Below are 20,448 nucleotides of genomic sequence, written 5' to 3'. Positions count from 1 at the left end.
CCGCCGGGCACTCGCAGCACGGACGATGACGGCGGGGGAGCCGCGCCACGAGCGCGACTCCTCCGCCGTTCACCCGTTGATCCACGACTTCGAGAGAGAATCACAGACTCATGGCGAACTACACCGCCGCTGACGTCAAGAAGCTCCGCGAGCTCACCGGCGCCGGCATGCTGGACTGCAAGAACGCGCTCGTCGAGGCCGACGGTGACGTCACCAAGGCCAACGAGATCCTGCGCGTCAAGGGCCTGAAGGGTGTCGCCAAGCGCGAGGGCCGTTCCGCCGAGAACGGTGCCGTCACCGCCCTGATCGCCGCCGACGCCACCTCCGGTGTGCTCGTCGAGCTCAAGTGCGAGACCGACTTCGTGGCCAAGAGCCCGAAGTTCCTGGCCGTCGCCGACCAGCTCGCCGCCCACGTCGCCGCCATCAAGCCGGCGGACATCGAGGCGCTGCTGGCGTCCGAGATCGAGGCCGGCAAGACCGTCCAGGCGTTCGTGGACGAGGCCAACGCCAACCTCGGCGAGAAGATCGTCCTGGACCGCTTCGCGTCGTACGAGGGCGCCTTCGTGGCCTCGTACATGCACCGCACCATGCCCGACCTGCCCCCGCAGATCGGTGTCCTGGTCGAGCTGGACAAGGCCGACGCCGAACTGGCCAAGGGCATCGCCCAGCACATCGCCGCGTTCGCGCCGAAGTACCTGACCGCCGACGAGGTTCCGGCCGACGTCGTCGAGTCCGAGCGCCGCGTCGCCGAAGAGGTCACCCGCGCCGAGGGCAAGCCCGAGGCCGCGATCGCCAAGATCGTCGAGGGTCGCGTCAACGGCTTCTTCAAGGACGTCACGCTCCTCGGCCAGCCGTACGCGCTGGACAACAAGAAGTCCGTCCAGAAGGTTCTGGACGAGGCCGGTGTCACCCTGAAGCGCTTCGCGCGCATCAAGGTCGGCATCTGAGTCCGTCCGTACGCGACGGACACCGGACCCCGGTAGGGTCTGAAGCAGTCGTCCGCGCACGCGCGAGACGACCGCAGATCTGACGAGGAGGCCATTGCCGAAGAGGGAACCGCGAGGACCCACCGGCAATGGCCTTCTTCGTATGTGCACGAGGAGATCCCCATGAATCAGGGCGTGGACCCCCACACCGCTTCCGACGACAAGAGCGACCACGGCAAGAAGGGTCGCCGCTTCATGCTGAAGCTGTCCGGCGAAGCCTTCTCCGGCGGCGGCGGACTGGGTGTCGACCCCGACGTCGTGCACGCCATCGCCCGTGAGATCGCGGCCGTGGTCCGTGACGGCGCGGAGATCGCGATCGTCATCGGCGGCGGCAACTTCTTCCGCGGCGCCGAGCTGCAGCAGCGCGGCATGGACCGCGCGCGGTCCGACTACATGGGCATGCTCGGTACCGTCATGAACTGCCTCGCCCTCCAGGACTTCCTGGAGAAGGAAGGCATCGACAGCCGGGTGCAGACCGCCATCACCATGGGCCAGGTCGCGGAGCCGTACATCCCGCTCCGTGCCGTGCGGCACCTGGAGAAGGGCCGCGTCGTCATCTTCGGCGCCGGCATGGGAATGCCCTACTTCTCCACCGACACCACGGCCGCCCAGCGTGCCCTGGAGATCGACGCCGAAGCCCTCCTCATGGGCAAGAACGGCGTCGACGGTGTCTACGACTCCGACCCGAAGACCAACCCGGACGCGGTGAAGTTCGACGCGCTGGAGTACAGCGAGGTGCTGTCCCGGGACCTCAAGGTCGCCGACGCCACCGCCATCACGCTGTGCCGCGACAACCGGCTCCCCATCCTGGTCTTCGAACTCCTCGCCGAGGGCAATATCGCCCGCGCCGTCAAGGGTGAGAAGATCGGCACGCTCGTGAGCGACCAGGGCACCCGGGTCTGAGCCCCGTGGCCGGGCCCTCACCGGGCCCGGTCCGGGCGGCCCGAACCGCCCCGCCCCGCCTGAACCATCCATATCTGACATGCAGGAGCACGTGGTGATCGAAGAAATCCTCCTCGAGGCCGAGGAGAAGATGGAGAAGGCCGTCGTCGTCGCCAAGGAAGACTTCGGCGCGATTCGCACGGGTCGTGCGCACCCGGCCATGTTCAACAAGATCGTGGCCGACTACTACGGCGCCATCACGCCCATCAACCAGCTCGCCTCCTTCGCGGTGCCCGAGCCGCGCATGGCGATCGTGACGCCGTTCGACGCGTCCGCCCTGCGCAACATCGAGCAGGCCATCCGCGACTCCGACCTCGGTGTGAACCCGAGCAACGACGGCCGCATCATCCGGGTGACCTTCCCCGAGCTGACGCAGGACCGCCGCAAGGAGTACATCAAGGTCGCGCGCACCAAGGCCGAGGACTCCAAGGTCTCCATCCGCGCCGTGCGCCGCAAGGCGAAGGACGCCCTCGACAAGCTCGTCAAGGACAAGGAAGCCGGCGAGGACGAGGTGCGTCGCGCCGAGAAGGAGCTCGACGACACCACCGCGAAGTACGTCACGCAGGTGGACGAGCTGCTCAAGCACAAGGAAGCCGAGCTCCTCGAGGTCTGATGAACGACTCTCCCTGGGCCACGGAGCCGGTTCCGGCGGGTCCCGCATACGATGCGCTGGTGGGCCCGCACACTCGGCCCATGCCCATCGTGCCCGATGCCGCCGGCCGTGCCTTCGACGACCGGGAAGCACGCGATCGGGGGGCCGCCTTCGCGGGCGGCCCCCCGCTCCGCGCCGAGACGCCGTTGCAGGAGCCCATGCCCAGCCCTCCGCCTCCGCCTCCGTCCTCGCAGGCACCGCAGGACGCCTCACCGCCTCCGCATAAGAAGCGCGCGGGGCGGGATCTGCGTGCCGCCATAGGGGTCGGCATCGGCCTCGGAGCGGTGATCTTCGCTTCGCTGTTCATCGTCAAGGCCGTCTTCGTCGGTGTCGTCGTCGTCGCGGTCGTGGTGGGTCTGTGGGAGCTCACCTCCCGGCTCCAGGAGAAGAAGGGCATCAAGGCGCCGCTGGTCCCGCTCGCGGTCGGTGGCGCCGCCATGGTCATCGCCGGCTACGTCCGCGGGGCCGAGGGTGCCTGGGTCGCGATGGCCCTGACCGCGCTCGCGGTCCTGGTGTGGCGGATGACGGAACCGCCCGAGGACTACCTCAAGGACGTCACCGCCGGCGTCTTCGCGGCCTTCTACGTGCCGTTCCTGGCCACCTTCGTCACGATGCTGCTCACGGCGGACGACGGCCCGCAGCGCGTGGTCACGTTCCTGGTGCTGACCGTCGTCAGCGACACCGGGGCCTACGCGGTGGGCTGGCGCTTCGGCAGGACGAAGCTGGCGCCGCGCATCAGCCCCGGGAAGACCCGCGAGGGACTGTTCGGCGCCGTGGCCTTCGCGATGGCCGCCGGCGCGCTGTGCATGGAGTTCCTGATCGACGGGGGCTCCTGGTGGCAGGGTCTGGTCCTCGGCCTGGCCGTCGCGGTCAGCGCGACCCTGGGCGACCTGGGCGAGTCGATGATCAAGCGCGACCTGGGCATCAAGGACATGGGCACGCTGCTGCCGGGCCACGGCGGCATCATGGACCGGCTCGACTCGCTCCTGCCGACCGCTCCCGTCGTGTGGCTGCTCCTGGCGGCCTTCGTCGGCACCGGCTGAGGTCCGCCGCTCCGCCGCTGATCGGCGGCCGATCCACCGGTCGCCGCGGTACCGGGGCGGCCGGTGGAGGAAAAGCCTCGACCGGGCCGGGCGGTTACCCTTGAAGGGCGCGCTGCTTCTGCGGCGCGCCTTTCGTCTTACAAGGAGTACCTGCCATGGCCCGCCCCGTTCCGGGAGAGCTCACCTTCGTCGCCCCTCGTGGGGTCAAGAAGCCGCCCCGGCACCTCGCCGACCTCACCCCGGCCGAGCGCCGGGAGGCGGTGGCCGCGATCGGTGAGAAGCCGTTCCGGGCCAAGCAGCTCTCCCAGCACTACTTCGCCCGCTACGCCCACGACCCGGCGGAATGGACCGACATCCCCGCGGCCTCCCGGGAGAAGCTCCAGCAGGAGCTGCTGCCCGATCTGATGAACGTCCTGCGTCACATCAGCTGCGACAACGACACCACGCGCAAGACCCTGTGGAAGCTGCACGACGGCACGCTCGTCGAGTCCGTGCTGATGCGCTACCCCGACCGGGTCACCATGTGCATCTCCTCGCAGGCCGGCTGCGGCATGAACTGCCCGTTCTGCGCCACCGGCCAGGCCGGTCTGGACCGCAACCTGTCCACCGCCGAGATCGTGCACCAGATCGTGGACGGCATGCGCGCCCTGCGCGACGGAGAGGTCCCGGGCGGCCCGGCCCGGCTGTCGAACATCGTCTTCATGGGCATGGGCGAGCCGCTCGCCAACTACAACCGCGTCGTCGGCGCCATCCGCCGCCTCACCGACCCGGAGCCCGACGGCCTGGGCCTGTCGCAGCGCGGCATCACCGTCTCCACCGTCGGCCTGGTCCCGGCCATGCTGCGGTTCGCGGACGAGGGCTTCAAGTGCCGGCTCGCCGTCTCGCTGCACGCCCCCGACGACGAGCTGCGCGACACCCTGGTCCCGGTGAACACCCGCTGGAACGTCCGTGAGGTGCTGGACGCGGCCTGGGAGTACGCCGAGAAGTCCGGCCGCCGGATCTCCATCGAGTACGCCCTGATCCGCGACATCAACGACCAGGCCTGGCGCGGTGACCTGCTCGGCAAGCTCCTCAAGGGCAAGCGCGTCCACGTCAACCTGATCCCGCTGAACCCGACCCCGGGCTCGAAGTGGACCGCCTCGCGGCCCGAGGACGAGAAGGCGTTCGTCGAGGCCATCGCCCGCCACGGGGTGCCCGTGACCGTACGGGACACCCGCGGTCAGGAGATCGACGGCGCCTGCGGCCAGCTGGCCGCCTCGGAGCGATAGGGCCGAAATTCGGCCATGGTCGATCACATTCGGACGCGGGGTACCCTGTGGCCGAACCAATTTCATATTCCGACAGGGGAGCGCCACAGCGCTGAGAGTGCGGTATCCGTCATCCGCAGACCCTCTGAACCTCGCCCCGGTCATTCGGGGTAGGAAGTTCGGTCACCACTCATGCTGTTGCGCCCTGCCCGGCGTCCGCTCTCGCAGAGCGCCGGGCAGGGCCGCGTCTTCTCCTGGTCATCCCAGGAGGAATCAACCAGTGAGCACCACCCAGAGGATCGCGGGCGCCGCGCTCGTGGCCGCGCTCGGCGTCACCACGCTCAGCGCCTGCGGCGGCGGCGACGCCAAGGACAGGACCGCCGGCGCGAGCGACGCCCCGAAGTCCAAGACGGTCACCCTCGTCTCCCACGACTCCTTCAACGTGACCGACTCGGTCCTGAAGGAGTTCGAGCAGCAGAGCGGCTACACCGTCAAGCGACTGAAGTCCGGCGACGCCGGCACGGCGCTCAACCAGGAGATCCTGACCAAGGGCTCCCCGCGCGGCGACGTCTTCTTCGGTGTCGACAACACCCTGCTCTCGCGGGCCCTCGACAACGGGATCTTCACCCCGTACCAGGTCAAGGGCATGGACGGGATCAAGTCCGAGTTCATGCTCGACCCGCAGCACCGCGTCACCCCGATCGACTCCGGTGACATCTGCGTCAACTACGACAAGCAGTACTTCGCCGACAAGAAGCTCGCCCCGCCGCAGACGCTGGACGACCTGGTCAAGCCGGAGTACAAGAACCTGCTGGTCACCGAGAACGCGGCGACGTCCTCGCCCGGTCTCGGCTTCCTCCTCGCCTCCGTCGGCAAGTACGGCGAGGACGGCTGGAAGGACTACTGGAGCAAGCTCAAGGCCAACGGCGTCGAGGTCGTCGACGGCTGGGAGCAGGCCTACAACGAGCGCTTCTCGGGCTCCGCGGGCGGCAAGAAGGCCAAGGGCGACCGTCCGCTGGTCGTCTCGTACGCCTCCAGCCCGCCGGTCGAGGTGCTCTACGGCGAGCCGCAGCCGGCCGAGGCCCCCACGGGCGTCTCCACCGGAACCTGCTTCCGCCAGGTCGAGTTCGCGGGCCTGCTGAACGGCGCGAAGAACCCCGAGGGCGGCAAGGCGCTCCTCGACTTCCTGGTGAGCAAGAAGTTCCAGGAGGACATGCCGCTCCAGATGTTCGTGAACCCGGTGGTCAAGGACGCGCAGCTGCCGGAGGTCTTCACGAAGCACGGTGTGGTGATCGAGAAGCCGGAGAACGTCACTCCGGACGCCATCGCCAAGAACCGTGAGCAGTGGGTCAAGGCATGGTCCTCGCTCGTCGTGAAGTAGCACGCGGGAGCTCCCCGAAGGAGGGCGGGCGGACCACCGCCGTCAGGCTGGGCCTGATGGTGGTGCCGCTCGTCTTCTTCGGGCTGTTCTTCGCCTACCCCGTGGCCGCGATCGTCGGCCGCGGGCTCAGGACGGACTCCGGTTGGCAGTTCGGTCGGATCGGCGAGGTGCTGGCCCGGCCCGACATCGCGGACGTGCTGTGGTTCACCACCTGGCAGGCGCTGGCCTCCACGGTGCTCACCCTGCTGATCGCGCTGCCCGGGGCGTACGTCTTCGCCCGCTTCGAGTTCCCCGGCAAGCAACTGTTGCGCGCGGTGGTCACCGTTCCGTTCGTGCTGCCGACGGTGGTCGTCGGCACGGCGTTCCTCGCGCTGGTCGGGCGCGGCGGACTGCTGGACGAGCTGTGGGGAGTCCGCCTGGACACCACGGTTTGGGCGATCCTGCTGGCGCACGTCTTCTTCAACTACGCCGTCGTCGTCCGGACGGTCGGCGGCCTGTGGGCCCAGCTCGACCCCCGTCAGGAGGAGGCGGCCCGGGTCCTCGGCGCGGGGCGTTACGGGGCGTGGCGGCGGGTGACGCTGCCCGCGCTCGGGCCGGCCGTCGCCGCCGCCGCGCTGATGGTCTTCCTGTTCACCTTCACCTCCTTCGGCGTCGTGCAGATCCTGGGCGGTCCCGCGTACTCCACCCTGGAGGTGGAGGTCTACCGGCAGACCGCGCAGTTGCTGGACCTGCCGACGGCCGCCGTCCTGACGATGGTGCAGTTCGTCGCGGTCGGCGCGATCCTCGCCCTGCACGCATGGACCGTGCGCCGCCGGGAGACCGCGCTGCGGCTGGTCGACCCGGCGCGCACGGCGCACCGGCCGCGCGGCTGGGCCCAGCGGGGGCTGCTCGGCGGGGTGCTGCTGACGGTGGCGCTGCTGATCGTGCTGCCGCTGGGCGTGCTGGTCGAGCGGTCCTTCGACGCCCCCGGCGGCTACGGGCTCGGCTTCTACCGGGCCCTGCAGGACGCGGGCTCCGGCGGCGGAACGTTCCTGGTGCCACCGCTGGAGGCGATCGGGAACTCGCTGCGCTACGCGCTGGCCGCCACCGCCATCGCCCTGTTCATCGGGGGGCTCGCCGCCGCCGCGCTGACCCGGCGCGGGGGGCGCTTCGTACGCGGCTTCGACGCGCTGCTGATGCTCCCGCTCGGGGTGTCCGCCGTGACCGTCGGCTTCGGCTTCCTGATCACCATGGACGAACCCCCGCTGGACCTGCGGACCTCCTGGATCCTGGTGCCGCTCGCGCAGGCGCTCGTCGGGGTGCCCTTCGTCGTACGGACCATGCTGCCGGTGTTGCGGGCGGTGGACGGACGGCTGCGGGAGGCCGCCGCCGTACTGGGTGCCTCGCCGCTGCGGGCCTGGCGCGAGGTGGACCTGCCGCTGGTGCGGCGGGCGCTGCTGATCGCGGCGGGCTTCGCCTTCGCGGTGTCCCTCGGCGAGTTCGGGGCGACCGTGTTCATCGCCCGGCCCGACAGCCCGACCCTGCCCGTCGCCGTCGCCCGACTGCTGGGGCGGGCCGGTGAGCTGAACTACGGGCAGGCCATGGCCCTGAGCACGATTTTGATGCTGGTGTGCGCCGTGTCCCTGCTGGTGCTGGAGCGGCTGCGCCCCGACAAGACCTCGGGAGAGTTCTGATGACCCTGCTCCGTCTCGAAGGGGTGACGGTCCGCTTCGGCGAACGCGCGGTCGTGGACGACGTCGACCTGGAGGTCGCCGAGCACGAGACCGTGTGTGTGCTCGGACCCAGCGGGAGCGGCAAGTCCACCCTGCTGCGGGTGGTGGCCGGTCTCCAGCGGGTGTCGGCCGGCCGGGTCCTGCTGGCCGGCGCCGACCAGGCCGGGGTGCCCGTGCACCGGCGGGGCGTCGGGCTGATGTTCCAGGACCACCAGCTGTTCCCGCACCGCGACGTCGGCGGGAACGTCGCCTTCGGCCTGCGGATGCGCGGTTCCACCCGGCACGCCTACGAGGGCCAGGTCGCCGAGTTGCTGGAGCTGGTCGGGCTCCCCGGAGCCCAGGGCCGGGCCATCGCCTCGCTCTCCGGGGGCGAGCAGCAACGGGTGGCGCTGGCCCGGGCCCTGGCCCCCTCCCCGCGGTTGCTGATGCTGGACGAGCCGCTGGGCCAGCTGGACCGGGGGCTGCGCGAGCGGCTCGTCGTCGAACTCCAGGGGTTGTTCTCCCGGCTCGGCACGACCGTGCTGGCGGTGACCCACGACCAGGGGGAGGCCTTCGCGCTGGCCGACCGTGTCGTGGTGATGCGGGACGGGCGGATCGCCCAGGCGGGTACCCCGCTGGAGGTGTGGCAGCGGCCCGCTTCGGAGTTCGTCGCCAGGTTCCTCGGCTTCGAGAACGTGGTCCCGGCGACGGTGTCGGCGGGGGGCGCCGCCACCCCGTGGGGCGAGGTCCCCGTACCGGCCGGGTCGGCGGAGGGCGAACGGCGGCTGCTGATCAGGCCCGCCGGGGTGCTCCTGGGGGACGAGGGGTTGCGCTGCGAGGTGCTGTCCCGCACCTTCCGCGGCACGCACGTCGCGCTGTTGCTGCGGCCCGGGGCGGGTCCCGACCTGGAGGCCGAGTGCGGGCCGGTCGGGGCGCCGGCGGTGGGCGACCGGGTGTCGGTGGCCTTCGCCCCGGCCGAGGTGGTGCTGTTGCCGACGGGAACCGGCTGAAGCCCGGGCCCCGTGGTGCGGCGCTCCGCAGGCATCCGGTGGACCCCGGCGGAGGGCCGCGGCGACCGCCAGGGACGGTGGACCCCCGGCGGAGGGCCGCGGCGACCGGGTCAGTCGCGGATGCCGTCGCAGGCGATCGGCAGGTGGCGGGGGCCGCGCAGCACCGCGTTCTGACGGTACGTCGGCGGGTCCTCCAGCAGCCGCGGGTTCTCCAGCCGGCGGGCCAGCTCGCTCAGCGCCAGCTGGGCTTCGAGCCGGGCCAGCGGCGCCCCGAAGCAGCTGTGGATGCCGCTGCCCAGGCCGAGGTGCTGGATGTCCGCGCGATCGGGATCGAAGCGGTCCGGGTTCTCGAACTTCTTGGGGTCGCGGTTTCCCGAGGCGAGGACCAGCCAGAGCGAGGCTCCCTTCGGGATGGTCACGCCGGCGACCTCGATCTCGCAGAGCGTGGTGCGCTGCGGCAGCAACTGCACCGGCGGTTCGAAGCGCAGCAGCTCCTCGACGATGGGAACGGACAGTTCGGGGTCCTGACGCAGCCGCTCCAGGACGTCCGGGTGCCGGAGCAGGGTCAGCATCCCGTTGGTGATCAGGTTGACCGTGGTCTCGTGTCCCGCGATCAGCAGCAGCGCCGAGGTGCTCAGCGCCTCGATCGTGGTCATGGCGCCGTCCGGCCCGTCCGCGGTCGCCAGGTGCGACAACATGTCGTCACCGGGGTTCTTGCGGCGCTCCTCGATCAACCCGGCCAGGTACATGCCGAGTTCCATCCGGGCGTCGGCCGGAACGCGGCGCTTCGTCGGGTCGGCGTCCGGGTCCGGGTCGAGGCTGGCGGCGATGGTGTCGGCCCACACGTGGAAGCGCGGCTCGTCCTCGGGGGGTACGCCGAGCAGCCGGCAGATCACCGTGACCGGGAACGGGTAGGCGAACTGGTCGACCAGGTCGATCCGGTCCGGCGAGTCGGCCGCGACGATGCCGTCGATCAGTCCGGACACGATGCCACCCAGCTCGTCCCGCATGTCGTGCACCTTGTGCGGGGAGTGCGGCGGGCCGAAGGGCCGGTTCGTCATCCGGCGGAGCCGGTCGTGGTCGGGCGGGTCGAGCTTGAGGAACGACGGCGGCAACGTCGTCCCCTCCTCCTCGCCATCGGCGAGCGGGTCGCTCGCGGTCGAGGCCAGATTGGCGGCGTCGGAGCTGATCCGCGGGTCGTGCAGGAGGCTCTGGATCTCGTAGTACGTGCTGATCACGTACGGCCCGTCCCCGTCGTGGGCCACCGGCGTCTCGCGGAGCTTTTCGTACAGCGGATACGGATCTGCGCGGTTCGCGTAGTCCATGATCTCCCGCAGGATGGCTTGTGTCATGGCAGGTCCTCGTGCTCCTCAAGGTCCACGGGCCAGGGAGTGCGGTGCGCGTGCGGTCAGAGGCGGGCGGGGGTGAAGGTCATCTTCCGGTCGTCCGGGGAGTAACCGCTGAGGGTGATCGTCGGGCCGTGCGTCGGCACCGACGGGTCCGGGAAGTCCGCGGGCATCGGCTTCTGCCCCTCGGGCCTGCGGTCCACGGTCGGGAACGGCGGCGGGAACGGCGTCGTGGCCTCGATCATCTGCTGGTAGAAGGGCAGCCAGCGGCAGTTGTCGAAGGTCACCGCTCCGATCACGCGGCCCTGGTAGCCGTACACGCCGACGAAGTGCCGCTCGGCGCGCGAGCCCTGGGTGATCATGAGCTCGGTCCCCATGGAGGGCACCCCGACCGACTTGATGTTCACGCCGAACTGGGAGGACCAGAACGCCGGCACCCACATGTGGGGGCGGCGGTCCGCGCTCTCGCTGAGCATGTTGTGCGCCGCCGTCCCGGCCTGGGCCACGGCGTTGCCCCAGTGCTCCAGGGAGAGGAACTGGTACCCGAACAGGGCGTGCGGGGAACGGGCCACGTCGCCCGCCACGTAGATGTCGTCGGTGACGATGCCCCGGATGTCGAAGGCCCGACAGCCCGCGTCGCAGGCGATCCCGCGGGGGCCGGCGCCCAGTCCGGAACCGGCCAGCCATTCCGTGTTGCGCTGGGCGCCGAGGGAGACGACCACGACGTCGGCCTCGATCGTCGACCCGTCGGACAGGTGCGCGGCGCGGACCCGGCCGGCCGGGTCGCCCTCCAGGCCCGTCACCATGATCCCGGTGCGCAGGTCGACGCCGTTCTCGCGGTGCATCTCGGCCGCGACCTCGCCGATGACCCCGCCGAGCGCGCCGACCAGCGGCGCAGCCCCGCGTTCGGCGACGGTGACGGGCAGGCCGCGTTCCCGGCAGGCCGAGGCGATCTCGGAGCCGGTGAAGCCGGCCCCGATCACCAGCACCCGGCGGGGACCGGCCGCGAGACTGCGCTCCAGTGCGACGGCGTCGTCACGGGTGCGCAGGACGAAGACGCCGGTGAGCGCGCCCTCCTCCTCGTTGGGCCACGGCCTGGCCCGTACCCCGGTCGCGATGAGCAACCGGTCGTACTCCACCGCCTCGCCATCGGCCAGCAGGACCCGGCGCCCCGCCATGTCCAGCCCCGAGGCGGGCACCCCCAGCCGCCACTCGGCGCCGATGTCCCGGCGCCGGGGCAGCGCGGTGTGGTCCGCGGCCGCCTTGCCCAGCAGGACCTGTTTCGACAGCGGGGGTCGATCGTAAGGTTCGTACGGTTCATCGCCGATCATCGTCAGCGAACCGGTGAAACCCTTGTCGCGCATGGTCTCGGCGGCCCGTAGGCCGGCCAGGGACGCGCCGACGACGACGATGCGTCCGTCGCGCTTGAGCCGTTCCAGGTTCCCGTCAGCGCGCACCGTGCGCCTCCGGGGTGAGCGCCGACATGTCCCGATCTTCGAGCTCGATGAGGATGGCCCCCACGGGGCAGGCGGCGACGGCGCGCATGACGTTCTCGCGCTGCTCCTCGCCCGCCTCGGGGTTGTAGAGCAGCGATTCGTCGCCGTGCATGGAGAACACATCGGGGGCGAGGAACGCGCACTGTGCGTATCCCTGACAGCGGTTGAGGTCGACGACAAGCCTCATGAGGCACCAGCCCTTCCGTGGCCCGAACATCCCGTTCGTCCCCGAGCCCCCGCAGCTTCCCCATCCAATATGCACGGGGCGGGCGGGGTCCGCCTGCCGGGCCCGGGGCGGCCCGACGGGCGGCTAGCGCCGCGCGGAGCGCACGATGTAGGCGCCGACGATCAACGCCCAGGCGGGGAGGATCATCTCGCTCCAGGGCACGCCGGAGCCGATGACGATCAGGACCAGCCCGGTCACGTACCCGAGCAGGGCCAGGGGGCGCGGGAAGATCCCCAGCCGGCGTCCGATGCTGGAGGTCGCGAAGACGAAGACGGCCGCCATGCGCATCGCGTAGGTGGTCAGGATCGTGTACGCGTAGTCGCGTCCGAAGGCGGTGTCGGTGCCCTCCTGCAACACGGTGCCCGCGGCGCCGGCGGCGACGAACAGCGTGGCGACGAAGACGATGCCGCTGCCGAGGAAGACGGTGGAGACGAAACGGTCCTCGGCCTCGCCGGCATGGGCGCGCAGGGCGCCCATGAACCACAGGAACAGGATCCCGGCGAACGGCACGATCTCCAGGGCCAGCCGTACCGCCCACCGGTCATCGGGATCGACTCGGGCGTCGGGGGAGCCGCCTTCGGGAACGGCGACGCGCATCAGCGCGATCGCCACCGCGAGCAGTACCGCGAAGGCGATTCCGGCCGTGCCGGCGGCCCGGGGCGTGCGCAACCGCGCGGTCGTGGACTCCTCCATGGACCTCTCGCTCTCTCCCCCGTCCAGCAAGCGCCGGCGGCCGCCCGGCTGCCACCAGGGGGCGGCCGGGCGGGTGAGGGGAGAGCGGGAGCCGGTTTACCGCACCGGTTCGGGGACGGGCGCGGCGGGCGCCCCCGCCGCCTCGTCCTCCTCGGCCCCGTGCTTGCCGAACCAGGCCACGGCCACCGCTCCGGCCACCGCCAGGACGAAGCCGAGTACGGCCAGCCAGGCCAGTCCCGGCCGGGAGGCGTCGCCGAGCCAGAGCACGCCGATGGCGCCCGGGAGCACGGTCTCGCCGACGACCAGGGCCGCCGTGGCGCCGTTCACCGAGCCGATCTGCAGGGCGACGGTGTGCAGGTACATGCCGCCGAAGCCGGCCGCCAGGATCGCGTACAGCGCCGGGTCGCCGAGGAGGGCGCCCAGGTCGAAGGGGTCGACCCCGTTCAGGATGCGGACGCCGACGCCCAGCGCGCCGAAGCCGAGCCCGGACAGCAGACCCGCCAGGATCGCCGCGTTCCCGCCGAGGAGCCGGACGGCGACCGTGCCGCCGATCATCAGGAAGAGGGTGATCCCCAGCAGCCACCAGTGGGTGGACATCGGCGCGTGGTGACCGCCCTCGTGGCCCGCCGCCGTGGCCAGCAGGACCAGCGCCGTGCAGACGACACCGATGGACGTCCACTCCTTGCGGGTGAGGCGGATGCCGAGCATCTTCACGCTCAGCACGGCCGTGATCACCAGGTTGGCGCTGATCACGGTCTGCGAGAGGAAGAGCGGCAGCATCCGCGCGGCCAGCGCGCCGAGCCCGAACCCCACGAAGTCGAGGATGGTGCCGACGATGAACTCCCAGGTCATCGCGGCTTTGGCGGTGGAAGTCAGGTTGGGTCCGCCGTGCGCGGTCACCCCGGCGGCGGCCGGGGACATCCGGGCCGCCCGCCGCGAGCCCACGGCTTGCAGGACGGATCCCGTGCCGTAGCAGATGGACGCCGCGACAGCGGTCAGCAGGCCTATGAGCACAGAAGGCTCCGTTCACGTCTGGCAGGTTTTCGCGTTACCTCTGCCAGACGTGGGAAACGGACGCGAAGTTGCCTCCGGAGGTCAGCCCATTGCGGCGAGGGCCGCCGGAACCTCGTCCACCGAGTCCACCAGCGCGATCCGGGACTCCATCGCCCGGCCGCGGGCCAGCGCCGTGAGCAGCGGCCAGGCCGGCAGGTGCTCGGTCCAGTGCGTACGGTTCACCAGGACCATCGGGGTCGGTTCCCCGCGCGACGAGTAGTAGTTCGGCGTCGCGTTGTCGAAGACCTCCTGGACGGTGCCGGCCGCGCCCGGCAGGAACACCACGCCCGCGTTGGATCGGGCCAGCAGCCCGTCCTCACGGGTGGCGTTCGCGAAGTACTTGGCGATGTGGCCCGCGAACGCGTTCGGCGGCTCGTGCCCGTAGAACCAGGTCGGGATCCCGGTCGAGTCGCCGCCGTCGGGCCAGCGCTCCCGTACGGCGAAGGCCGCGCGGGCCCAGTCGGAGACCGACGGGACGAAGGAGGGGACCTCGGCCAGCAGCTCCAGCGCCTCGGGCAGCGCCTCGTCGGCGGCGGGAGCCAGGTAGGCGCCGAGGTTGGCGGCCTCCATGGCGCCGGGGCCGCCGCCGGTGGCGACGGTGAACCCGGACCGGGTGAGGTTTCGACCCAGCTCCGCCGCGCCGCGGTAGTCCGTACCGCCCCGGGCCATCGCGTGGCCGCCCATCACGCCCACCACCCGGGCGCCGGTCAGGTGCTCGCCGAGGGCGTCGGAGACGGCGTCGTCGTGAATGGAACGCAGCATCGAGGAGAAGACGTCGCCGTCGGTCCCGGTCTCCTGGAGCCAGGCGTAGGCCTGGGCGTCCGGGGTGGCCTCGTAGCCCTCGTCCAGGCCGGAGAACAGCTCCTCGGCGGTGTAGAGCAGGCCCCGGTACGGGTTGAACGGCAGGTCCGGTACCGGGGGGAAGACGAGCGCGCCGTCGGCGCGGACCTTCGCGGAGGCGTCGGGCTCCATCGGGCAGCCCAGAAAGACGGCCGTGGAGGTGTCGGCCGACAACAGCGCGAAGGTCCGCTCCAACAAATTGACCGACTGGATCCGGTAGCCGCTCAGGGAACCCCTGGCGACGACGCGGTCGAATTCGGCGAGCGTCTCGATCTCGATGTCTGCGTTGACCATTCGGCCCACACTAAGGGCCGTTTCCGTCAGCGCGTCAACGCCAGGGACGTCAGTTGCGCCACACCCCAGCTGAGCGGAAGGCACACCGCGAGCAGTGCGCCGGCCCGCACCGTGGCGGCCGTACGCAGCACCGTTCCGGGGGTTCCGAGGTCGAGGAGGGCGGCCCGGGCGGCCGACCGGGACTGCCTGGACTCGACCGCCGATGTGAGAAGGGTCGCGGCCGCGCACAGCGCCACCAGGGTCGCGGCCGGCCAGGTCAGGGGACCCAGCGGGGGGAGCGGCCCGGTGCCGTCGCGCAGGGCCAGGGCCGTCAGGACGGCCACGGCGACCGCGCACAGCACCCCGAGGGGGCGACCCAGCCGGGGCGCCTCCTCCTGCAGCGCCCGTCCGGCCAGCAGCCGCAGCGCGCCCGGGCGGGCGGCCTGTACGAGCGTTCCGCAGGTGTAGGCCAGTCCGGGTCCGGCGAGGGCGAGCCCGGCGACGATCAGGGCCCAGCCGGCCGGCATCGCGGCGCCGTCCGGGCCGGTGTAGGCCTCGACGGACAGTCCGCACGCGGTGAGCGCGACGCCCCACGGCACCCCGGTCAGTGGGGCGGCTCCGGTGGGCGCGGCCCGGTGGCGCAGGGAGAGGGCCGTGGCGACCGAGGCGGTCAGCGGGATCAGGGCCAGCAGGGTCAGCGCGGCCGCCACGGGCAGCGGCTGCTCGGCGTGCAGCAGCCGGGCGCCCGCCCCGTCGAAGGGCAGCCCGGTCAGCTCGCCCCTCAGGTGCAGGAACGCGGCCAGGGCCAGGAGGCTGCCCAGGGTGCAGGCGACGGCGGTGGAGACGGCCGCGGCGAGACCGAGGCGTACGGGTCCCAGTCCGACGGCGTCCAGCCCCTGCCGGGGCCGGGTCGCCGGGTCGGTCCGGGCCACCGCCACGGCGAACTGCACCGTGGCGGCCAGCGGCACCAGGGCCCACAGCAGGCGGGGGAACGATCCGGCGGGCCGGTCCATCGCCCCCGCGAGGACGTACAGGAAGAGGAACCCGGTGCCGGCCGACGCGGCGGCGACGAGCAGCCGCCGCATCTGTACGAGGGGCCGGGAGCCGCGGGCTAGGCGGAGAGCGAGCACGCGGCCTGGTCCTCCGTCGCCTGAGGGGGTGTGGCCGCGGCGGAGGCCGGGCGGCCGTCGAGCAGGGCCGTGGTGCGGTCGGCCGCGGCGGCGGTCTCCTCGTCGTGGGTGGCCAGCAGCACGGTGATGCCGTGCGAGCGGGCCGCCGTGGTGAGGGTGCGCAGCAGCAGGGACCTTTCGGCGCGGTGCAGGGGAGCCGTCGGCTCATCGGCGAAGAGCACGGTCGGCTCGGCGGCGAGGGCCCGGGCCAGGGCGACCCGCTGGGACTCGGCCCGGGTCAGTGCGCCGGGGCGCTTGCGGGCGAAGGCGCCGATGTCCAGGCGCTCCAGCCATTCGCAGGCGGCGTGCTTCGCGGCGCGGTGCGGGGCGCCGGCGAGCAGCAGGGGCAGGGCGACGTTCTCCCACGCCTTGAGCTCGGGCAGCAGCTGCGGCTCGGGCCCGATCCACGCGAACCGGTCGCGGCGCAGGCGCTCGCGGGTCAGGGCTCCCATGGTGTGGACGGGAACGCTGTTGAACCAGACCTCGCCCTGTTCGGGGACCAGCTGTCCGCTCAGGCAGCGCAGCAGCGTCGTCTTCCCGCTGCCGCGGGGTCCGGTCACGGCGAGGATCTCGCCCTGCCGGACTTCCACGGAGACCCCGATCAGGCCGGGGGAACCGCTGTGGGAGTAGTGCAGGGACCGTGCCCACAGGACGTCATTGTCAGGCGGGGCAGTGTCCGGTGGAGCCACCATGGCGTACACCTCCGTCCGGGGGAACGAAGCGGAGCCCTTTCAGTCACTGGCGCCGCAATGAGATGTAAAGAGATGAACCGCTTGGATGGTGACAGCACACGGCCCGGACCCTCGCGTTCTCACTCGAACGGAGGATCCGGGCCGTGTGTTCGGACCAGTCGTGCTCGGACCGGACGGTCGTGCCGGGTGCTGCTACAGCTTGGTCCACGCCTCGGTGAGCACCGAGCGCAGGATGCCTTCGATCTCGTCGAAGGTGCCCTGGTCCGCGATCAGCGGCGGGGCCAGCTGGATGACCGGGTCCCCACGGTCGTCGGCGCGGCAGTACAGGCCGTTCTCGAAGAGCGCCTTGGAGAGGAAGCCGTAGAGCACGCGCTCCGTCTCCTCGTCCGTGAAGGACTCCTTGGTGGCCTTGTCCTTGACGAGCTCGATGCCGTAGAAGAAGCCGTTGCCGCGGACGTCGCCGACGATCGGAAGGTCGTGCAGCTTCTTCAGGGTGTTGAAGAAGTTGCCCTCCTGGTCCAGCACGTGCTGGTTCAGGCCTTCCTTGTCGAAGATGTCGAGGTTGGCGAGCGCCACCGCGGAGGACACCGGGTGTCCGCCGAAGGTGTAGCCGTGCAGGAAGGTGTTGTCGCCCTTGTAGAAGGGCTCCGCGAGGCGGTCCGAGATGATGCAGGCACCGATCGGGGAGTAGCCCGAGGTCATGCCCTTGGCGCAGGTGATCATGTCCGGCACGTAGTCGAACTTGTCACAGGCGAACATCGTGCCGAGGCGGCCGAACGCGCAGATCGTCTCGTCGGAGACGAGGAGCACGTCGTACTCGTCGCAGATCTCGCGGACGCGCTGGAAGTACCCGGGCGGCGGCGGGAAGCAGCCACCGGCGTTTTGCACCGGCTCCAGGAAGACGGCCGCGACGGTGTCGGCGCCCTCGAACAGGATCTCCTGCTCGATCTGGTCGGCGCACCAGCGGCCGTAGGCCTCCGGGTCGTCGCCGAAGATCGGGGCGCGGTAGATGTTGGTGTTGACCACCTTGTGCGCGCCGGGGACCAGCGGCTCGAAGGGGGCCTTGAGGGCCGGCAGGCCGGTGATGGACAGGGCGCCCTGCGGGGTGCCGTGGTAGGCGACCGCACGCGAGATGACCTTGTACTTGGTGTGCTTGCCCTGGAGCTTGAAGTACTGCTTGGCGAGCTTCCAGGCGGTCTCGACGGCTTCGCCGCCACCCGTGGTGAAGAAGACCTTGTTCAGGTCACCGGGGGCGTAGTGGGCGAGGCGCTCGGCGAGCTCGACGGCCTTGGGGTGCGCGTACGACCAGATGGGGAAGAACGCGAGTTCCTGGGCCTGCTTGTAGGCGACCTCGGCCAGTTCCTTGCGGCCGTGACCGGCGTTGACCACGAACAGGCCGGCGAGGCCGTCCAAGTAGCGCTTGCCCTTGTCGTCCCAGATGTAGGTGCCCTCGCCCTTGACGATGGTCGGGACGGGCGAGTTCTCGTAGGACGACATGCGGGTGAAGTGCATCCACAGGTGGTCGTACGCGGTCTTGGAGAGGTCCTGGCTCACGGTTATCTGGTTCCCCACATGTAGGTCTGCTTCTTCAGCTTCAGGTAAACGAAGCTTTCGGTTGATCGCACGCCGGGGAGCGTGCGGATCTTCTTGTTGATCGTTTCGAGCAGGTGGTCGTCGTCCTCGCAGACGATCTCCACCATCAGGTCGAACGACCCCGCGGTCATCACCACGTACTCGCACTCGGCCATGTCGGTCAGCGCGTCGGCCACCGGGTCGAGGTCTCCCTCGACGTTGATGCCGACCATGGCCTGGCGTCGCAGGCCCACGGTGAGCGGGTCGGTGACGGCGACGATCTGCATGACTCCCTGGTCGAGCAGCTTCTGTACGCGCTGGCGTACGGCCGCCTCGGACAGGCCGACGGCCTTGCCGATCGATGCATAGGGACGGCGACCGTCCTCCTGCAGTTGCTCGATGATCGCCAGGGACACAGCATCGACCGAAGGGGACGGTTGTCTGTTCCTGGAATCTGCGCTTCGACTGACCACGACCTCACTGTGCACGAGGAGTCGTCTGTTCCGCAACCCGTAGGCGATGAAATCCGTTGTGCGAGGTCTTCGATTACGCGGATTTCGTAGTTCGGTGTGTCTGGCTCTGTCGAAAGCGTCACCCGAGGGGCTAGGCTGGGGATTCGTCTCAATCATTGGACATGTGATCAGGAGAGTGGCTGTAGTGACCACCGAACTGCGTCGTCTGCGCAACTACATCGGCGGGGAGTTCAAGGACGCCGCCGACGGGCGGACCACCGAGGTGGTCAATCCCGCCACCGGCGAGGCGTACGCGACGGCCCCCCTGTCCGGCCAGGCCGATGTGGACGCGGCCATGGCCGCCGCCGCTGCCGCCTTCCCGGGCTGGCGCGACACGACCCCGTCCGAGCGGCAGAAGGCCCTGCTCAAGATCGCGGACGCCTTCGAGGCGCGCGCGGACGAGCTGGTCGCCGCCGAGTCGGAGAACACCGGCAAGCCGCTGGGCCTGACGGCCAGCGAGGAGCTGCCGCCGATGGTGGACCAGATCCGCTTCTTCGCCGGCGCCGCCCGCCTGCTCGAAGGCCGTTCCGCCGGCGAGTACATGGACGGGATGACCTCGATCGTCCGCCGCGAGCCGGTCGGCGTCTGCGCGCAGGTCGCGCCGTGGAACTACCCGATGATGATGGCGGTGTGGAAGTTCGCCCCGGCGATCGCCGCAGGCAACACCGTGGTGCTCAAGCCCTCGGACACCACCCCGGCCTCCACCGTCCTGATGGCGGAGATCATCGACTCGGTGCTGCCCAAGGGCGTCTTCAACGTCGTCTGCGGTGACCGCGAGACCGGCAAGGCCATGGTCGAGCACTCCACCCCGGCGATGGCCTCCATCACCGGCTCGGTGCGCGCGGGCATGCAGGTCGCCGAGAGCGCGTCCAAGGACGTCAAGCGCGTCCACCTGGAGCTCGGCGGCAAGGCTCCGGTCGTGGTCTTCCAGGACGCCGACCTCGCCAAGGCCGTCGAGGACATCGCGGTCGCCGGCTACTTCAACGCCGGCCAGGACTGCACCGCCGCCACCCGCGTGCTCGTGCACGAGTCGATCCACGACGAGTTCGTGGCCGCGCTCGCCAAGGCCGCGTCCGACACGAAGACCGGGCAGCCGGACGACGAGGACGTGCTCTACGGCCCGCTGAACAACCCGAACCAGCTCAAGCAGGTCGCGGGCTTCATCGAGCGCCTCCCCGCCCACGCGAAGGTCGAGGCGGGCGGTCACCGCGTCGGCGACAAGGGCTACTTCTACGCCCCGACCGTGGTCTCGGGCCTCAAGCAGGACGATGAGATCATCCAGAACGAGGTCTTCGGCCCCGTCATCACCGTCCAGTCCTTCACCGACGAGGCGCAGGCCCTGGACTACGCGAACGGCGTCGAGTTCGCCCTCGCCTCCTCCGTGTGGACCAAGGACCACGGCCGCGCGATGCGGATGTCCAAGAACCTCGACTTCGGCTGCGTGTGGATCAACACCCACATCCCGCTCGTCGCCGAGATGCCGCACGGCGGGTTCAAGAAGTCCGGCTACGGCAAGGACCTCTCCGCCTACGGCTTCGAGGACTACACCCGCATCAAGCACGTCATGACCTCGCTCGACGGCTGATCACGGCACGCTTCACGGCACGCCTCGCGGCACGCCGGT

19 protein-coding genes are annotated in these 20,448 nt (G+C 70.7%); 9 read left to right on the top strand and 10 right to left on the bottom strand.

Translation table 11 applies throughout. The features are described from left to right. Positions 1–110 precede the first annotated feature (110 nt). The 8 genes from tsf to ACZ4XJ_RS19000 all read left to right on the top strand — a co-directional run bounded on the left by tsf (position 111) and on the right by ACZ4XJ_RS19000 (position 8,952). The gene (gene tsf / locus ACZ4XJ_RS19035; RefSeq protein ID WP_468496801.1) at positions 111–947 is read left to right on the top strand and encodes a translation elongation factor Ts; all 837 of its coding nucleotides are present in this window, start codon (positions 111–113) and stop codon (positions 945–947) included. A gap of 162 nt (positions 948–1,109) precedes the next feature. Beyond that, on the top strand, positions 1,110–1,889 hold the full coding sequence (gene pyrH / locus ACZ4XJ_RS19030) for a UMP kinase (RefSeq protein WP_362875905.1): 780 nt from the start codon (positions 1,110–1,112) through the stop codon (positions 1,887–1,889). A 94-nt stretch (positions 1,890–1,983) separates the two neighbouring features. Beyond that, complete coding sequence (gene frr / locus ACZ4XJ_RS19025; protein WP_362875981.1) at positions 1,984–2,541, top strand: ribosome recycling factor; 558 nt, start codon at positions 1,984–1,986, stop codon at positions 2,539–2,541. Further along, the gene (locus ACZ4XJ_RS19020; protein WP_468496800.1) at positions 2,541–3,623 is read left to right on the top strand and encodes a phosphatidate cytidylyltransferase; all 1,083 of its coding nucleotides are present in this window, start codon (positions 2,541–2,543) and stop codon (positions 3,621–3,623) included. Before frr ends, ACZ4XJ_RS19020 begins: the two co-directional genes overlap by 1 nt. A 155-nt stretch (positions 3,624–3,778) precedes the next feature. Next, the gene (rlmN, locus tag ACZ4XJ_RS19015; RefSeq protein ID WP_362875907.1) at positions 3,779–4,891 is read left to right on the top strand and encodes a dual-specificity RNA methyltransferase RlmN; all 1,113 of its coding nucleotides are present in this window, start codon (positions 3,779–3,781) and stop codon (positions 4,889–4,891) included. A 259-nt stretch (positions 4,892–5,150) separates the two neighbouring features. Continuing rightward, positions 5,151–6,251: a thiamine ABC transporter substrate-binding protein gene (locus ACZ4XJ_RS19010; protein WP_468496799.1), complete on the top strand. Its 1,101-nt coding sequence runs from the start codon at positions 5,151–5,153 to the stop codon at positions 6,249–6,251. A gap of 56 nt (positions 6,252–6,307) precedes the next feature. After that, complete coding sequence (locus tag ACZ4XJ_RS19005) at positions 6,308–7,924, top strand: ABC transporter permease (protein WP_362875909.1); 1,617 nt, start codon at positions 6,308–6,310, stop codon at positions 7,922–7,924. Continuing rightward, a complete protein-coding gene (locus ACZ4XJ_RS19000) occupies positions 7,924–8,952 on the top strand; it encodes an ABC transporter ATP-binding protein (RefSeq protein WP_468496798.1) in 1,029 nt (342 codons plus the stop codon). The genes ACZ4XJ_RS19005 and ACZ4XJ_RS19000 overlap by 1 nt, the downstream gene beginning before the upstream one ends. 110 nt (positions 8,953–9,062) lie before the next feature. On the opposite strand, the gene ACZ4XJ_RS18995 is transcribed toward ACZ4XJ_RS19000, so the two are convergent. The 10 genes from ACZ4XJ_RS18995 to ACZ4XJ_RS18950 form a co-directional block, all read right to left on the bottom strand. Beyond that, positions 9,063–10,304 carry a cytochrome P450 gene (locus ACZ4XJ_RS18995; protein ID WP_468496797.1) on the bottom strand — a complete coding sequence of 414 codons (1,242 nt, stop codon included), beginning with the start codon at positions 10,302–10,304 and terminating at the stop codon, positions 9,063–9,065. Between the two features lie 56 nt (positions 10,305–10,360). Continuing rightward, positions 10,361–11,755, bottom strand: coding sequence for an NAD(P)/FAD-dependent oxidoreductase (locus tag ACZ4XJ_RS18990; protein WP_468496796.1), 1,395 nt, complete (start codon positions 11,753–11,755; stop codon positions 10,361–10,363). Then, complete coding sequence (locus tag ACZ4XJ_RS18985) at positions 11,745–11,981, bottom strand: ferredoxin (RefSeq protein WP_362875913.1); 237 nt, start codon at positions 11,979–11,981, stop codon at positions 11,745–11,747. Before ACZ4XJ_RS18985 ends, ACZ4XJ_RS18990 begins: the two co-directional genes overlap by 11 nt. 123 nt (positions 11,982–12,104) lie before the next feature. Beyond that, positions 12,105–12,713 carry a hypothetical protein gene (locus ACZ4XJ_RS18980; RefSeq protein ID WP_362875914.1) on the bottom strand — a complete coding sequence of 203 codons (609 nt, stop codon included), beginning with the start codon at positions 12,711–12,713 and terminating at the stop codon, positions 12,105–12,107. 96 nt (positions 12,714–12,809) lie between these two features. Further along, a complete protein-coding gene (locus ACZ4XJ_RS18975) occupies positions 12,810–13,727 on the bottom strand; it encodes a DMT family protein (protein ID WP_468496795.1) in 918 nt (305 codons plus the stop codon). An 81-nt stretch (positions 13,728–13,808) separates the two neighbouring features. Further along, positions 13,809–14,900, bottom strand: a complete 1,092-nt coding sequence (locus ACZ4XJ_RS18970; protein ID WP_468496794.1) for an LOG family protein — start codon at positions 14,898–14,900, stop codon at positions 13,809–13,811. Positions 14,901–14,926: 26 nt separating this feature from the next. Beyond that, entirely contained in the window at positions 14,927–16,009 is a 1,083-nt protein-coding gene (locus ACZ4XJ_RS18965; protein WP_362875917.1) for a hypothetical protein, read from the bottom strand. Next, positions 15,991–16,740: an ABC transporter ATP-binding protein gene (locus ACZ4XJ_RS18960; protein WP_468496793.1), complete on the bottom strand. Its 750-nt coding sequence runs from the start codon at positions 16,738–16,740 to the stop codon at positions 15,991–15,993. Before ACZ4XJ_RS18960 ends, ACZ4XJ_RS18965 begins: the two co-directional genes overlap by 19 nt. Before the next feature lie 192 nt (positions 16,741–16,932). Beyond that, the gene (locus ACZ4XJ_RS18955) at positions 16,933–18,312 is read right to left on the bottom strand and encodes an aspartate aminotransferase family protein (RefSeq protein ID WP_362875919.1); all 1,380 of its coding nucleotides are present in this window, start codon (positions 18,310–18,312) and stop codon (positions 16,933–16,935) included. Next, positions 18,297–18,800 (bottom strand): Lrp/AsnC family transcriptional regulator, encoded by a 504-nt coding sequence (locus tag ACZ4XJ_RS18950; protein ID WP_281207348.1) that lies wholly within the window; start codon positions 18,798–18,800, stop codon positions 18,297–18,299. The genes ACZ4XJ_RS18955 and ACZ4XJ_RS18950 overlap by 16 nt, the downstream gene beginning before the upstream one ends. A gap of 169 nt (positions 18,801–18,969) precedes the next feature. Here ACZ4XJ_RS18950 and ACZ4XJ_RS18945 point away from each other — a divergent pair, with 169 nt between their 5' ends. Beyond that, complete coding sequence (locus ACZ4XJ_RS18945) at positions 18,970–20,409, top strand: gamma-aminobutyraldehyde dehydrogenase (protein ID WP_362875982.1); 1,440 nt, start codon at positions 18,970–18,972, stop codon at positions 20,407–20,409. Positions 20,410–20,448: the final 39 nt, after the last annotated feature.

This window comes from Streptomyces sp. NPDC029836 (assembly GCF_055574495.1).
This window is presented reverse-complemented; position numbering and strand designations above follow the sequence as displayed.

What these genes read in the sequence shown, in the direction of transcription:
- ACZ4XJ_RS18960 (WP_468496793.1), bottom strand. Translation starts at nt 16,740, where the DNA reads ATGGTGGCTCCACCGGACACTGCCCCGCCTGACAATGACGTCCTGTGG.
- ACZ4XJ_RS19000 (WP_468496798.1), top strand. Translation starts at nt 7,924, where the DNA reads ATGACCCTGCTCCGTCTCGAAGGGGTGACGGTCCGCTTCGGCGAACGC.
- rlmN (WP_362875907.1), top strand. Translation starts at nt 3,779, where the DNA reads ATGGCCCGCCCCGTTCCGGGAGAGCTCACCTTCGTCGCCCCTCGTGGG.
- ACZ4XJ_RS18995 (WP_468496797.1), bottom strand. Translation starts at nt 10,304, where the DNA reads ATGACACAAGCCATCCTGCGGGAGATCATGGACTACGCGAACCGCGCA.
- pyrH (WP_362875905.1), top strand. Translation starts at nt 1,110, where the DNA reads ATGAATCAGGGCGTGGACCCCCACACCGCTTCCGACGACAAGAGCGAC.
- ACZ4XJ_RS19020 (WP_468496800.1), top strand. Translation starts at nt 2,541, where the DNA reads ATGAACGACTCTCCCTGGGCCACGGAGCCGGTTCCGGCGGGTCCCGCA.
- ACZ4XJ_RS19005 (WP_362875909.1), top strand. Translation starts at nt 6,308, where the DNA reads ATGGTGGTGCCGCTCGTCTTCTTCGGGCTGTTCTTCGCCTACCCCGTG.
- ACZ4XJ_RS18970 (WP_468496794.1), bottom strand. Translation starts at nt 14,900, where the DNA reads ATGGTCAACGCAGACATCGAGATCGAGACGCTCGCCGAATTCGACCGC.
- ACZ4XJ_RS18980 (WP_362875914.1), bottom strand. Translation starts at nt 12,713, where the DNA reads ATGGAGGAGTCCACGACCGCGCGGTTGCGCACGCCCCGGGCCGCCGGC.
- tsf (WP_468496801.1), top strand. Translation starts at nt 111, where the DNA reads ATGGCGAACTACACCGCCGCTGACGTCAAGAAGCTCCGCGAGCTCACC.
- ACZ4XJ_RS18985 (WP_362875913.1), bottom strand. Translation starts at nt 11,981, where the DNA reads ATGAGGCTTGTCGTCGACCTCAACCGCTGTCAGGGATACGCACAGTGC.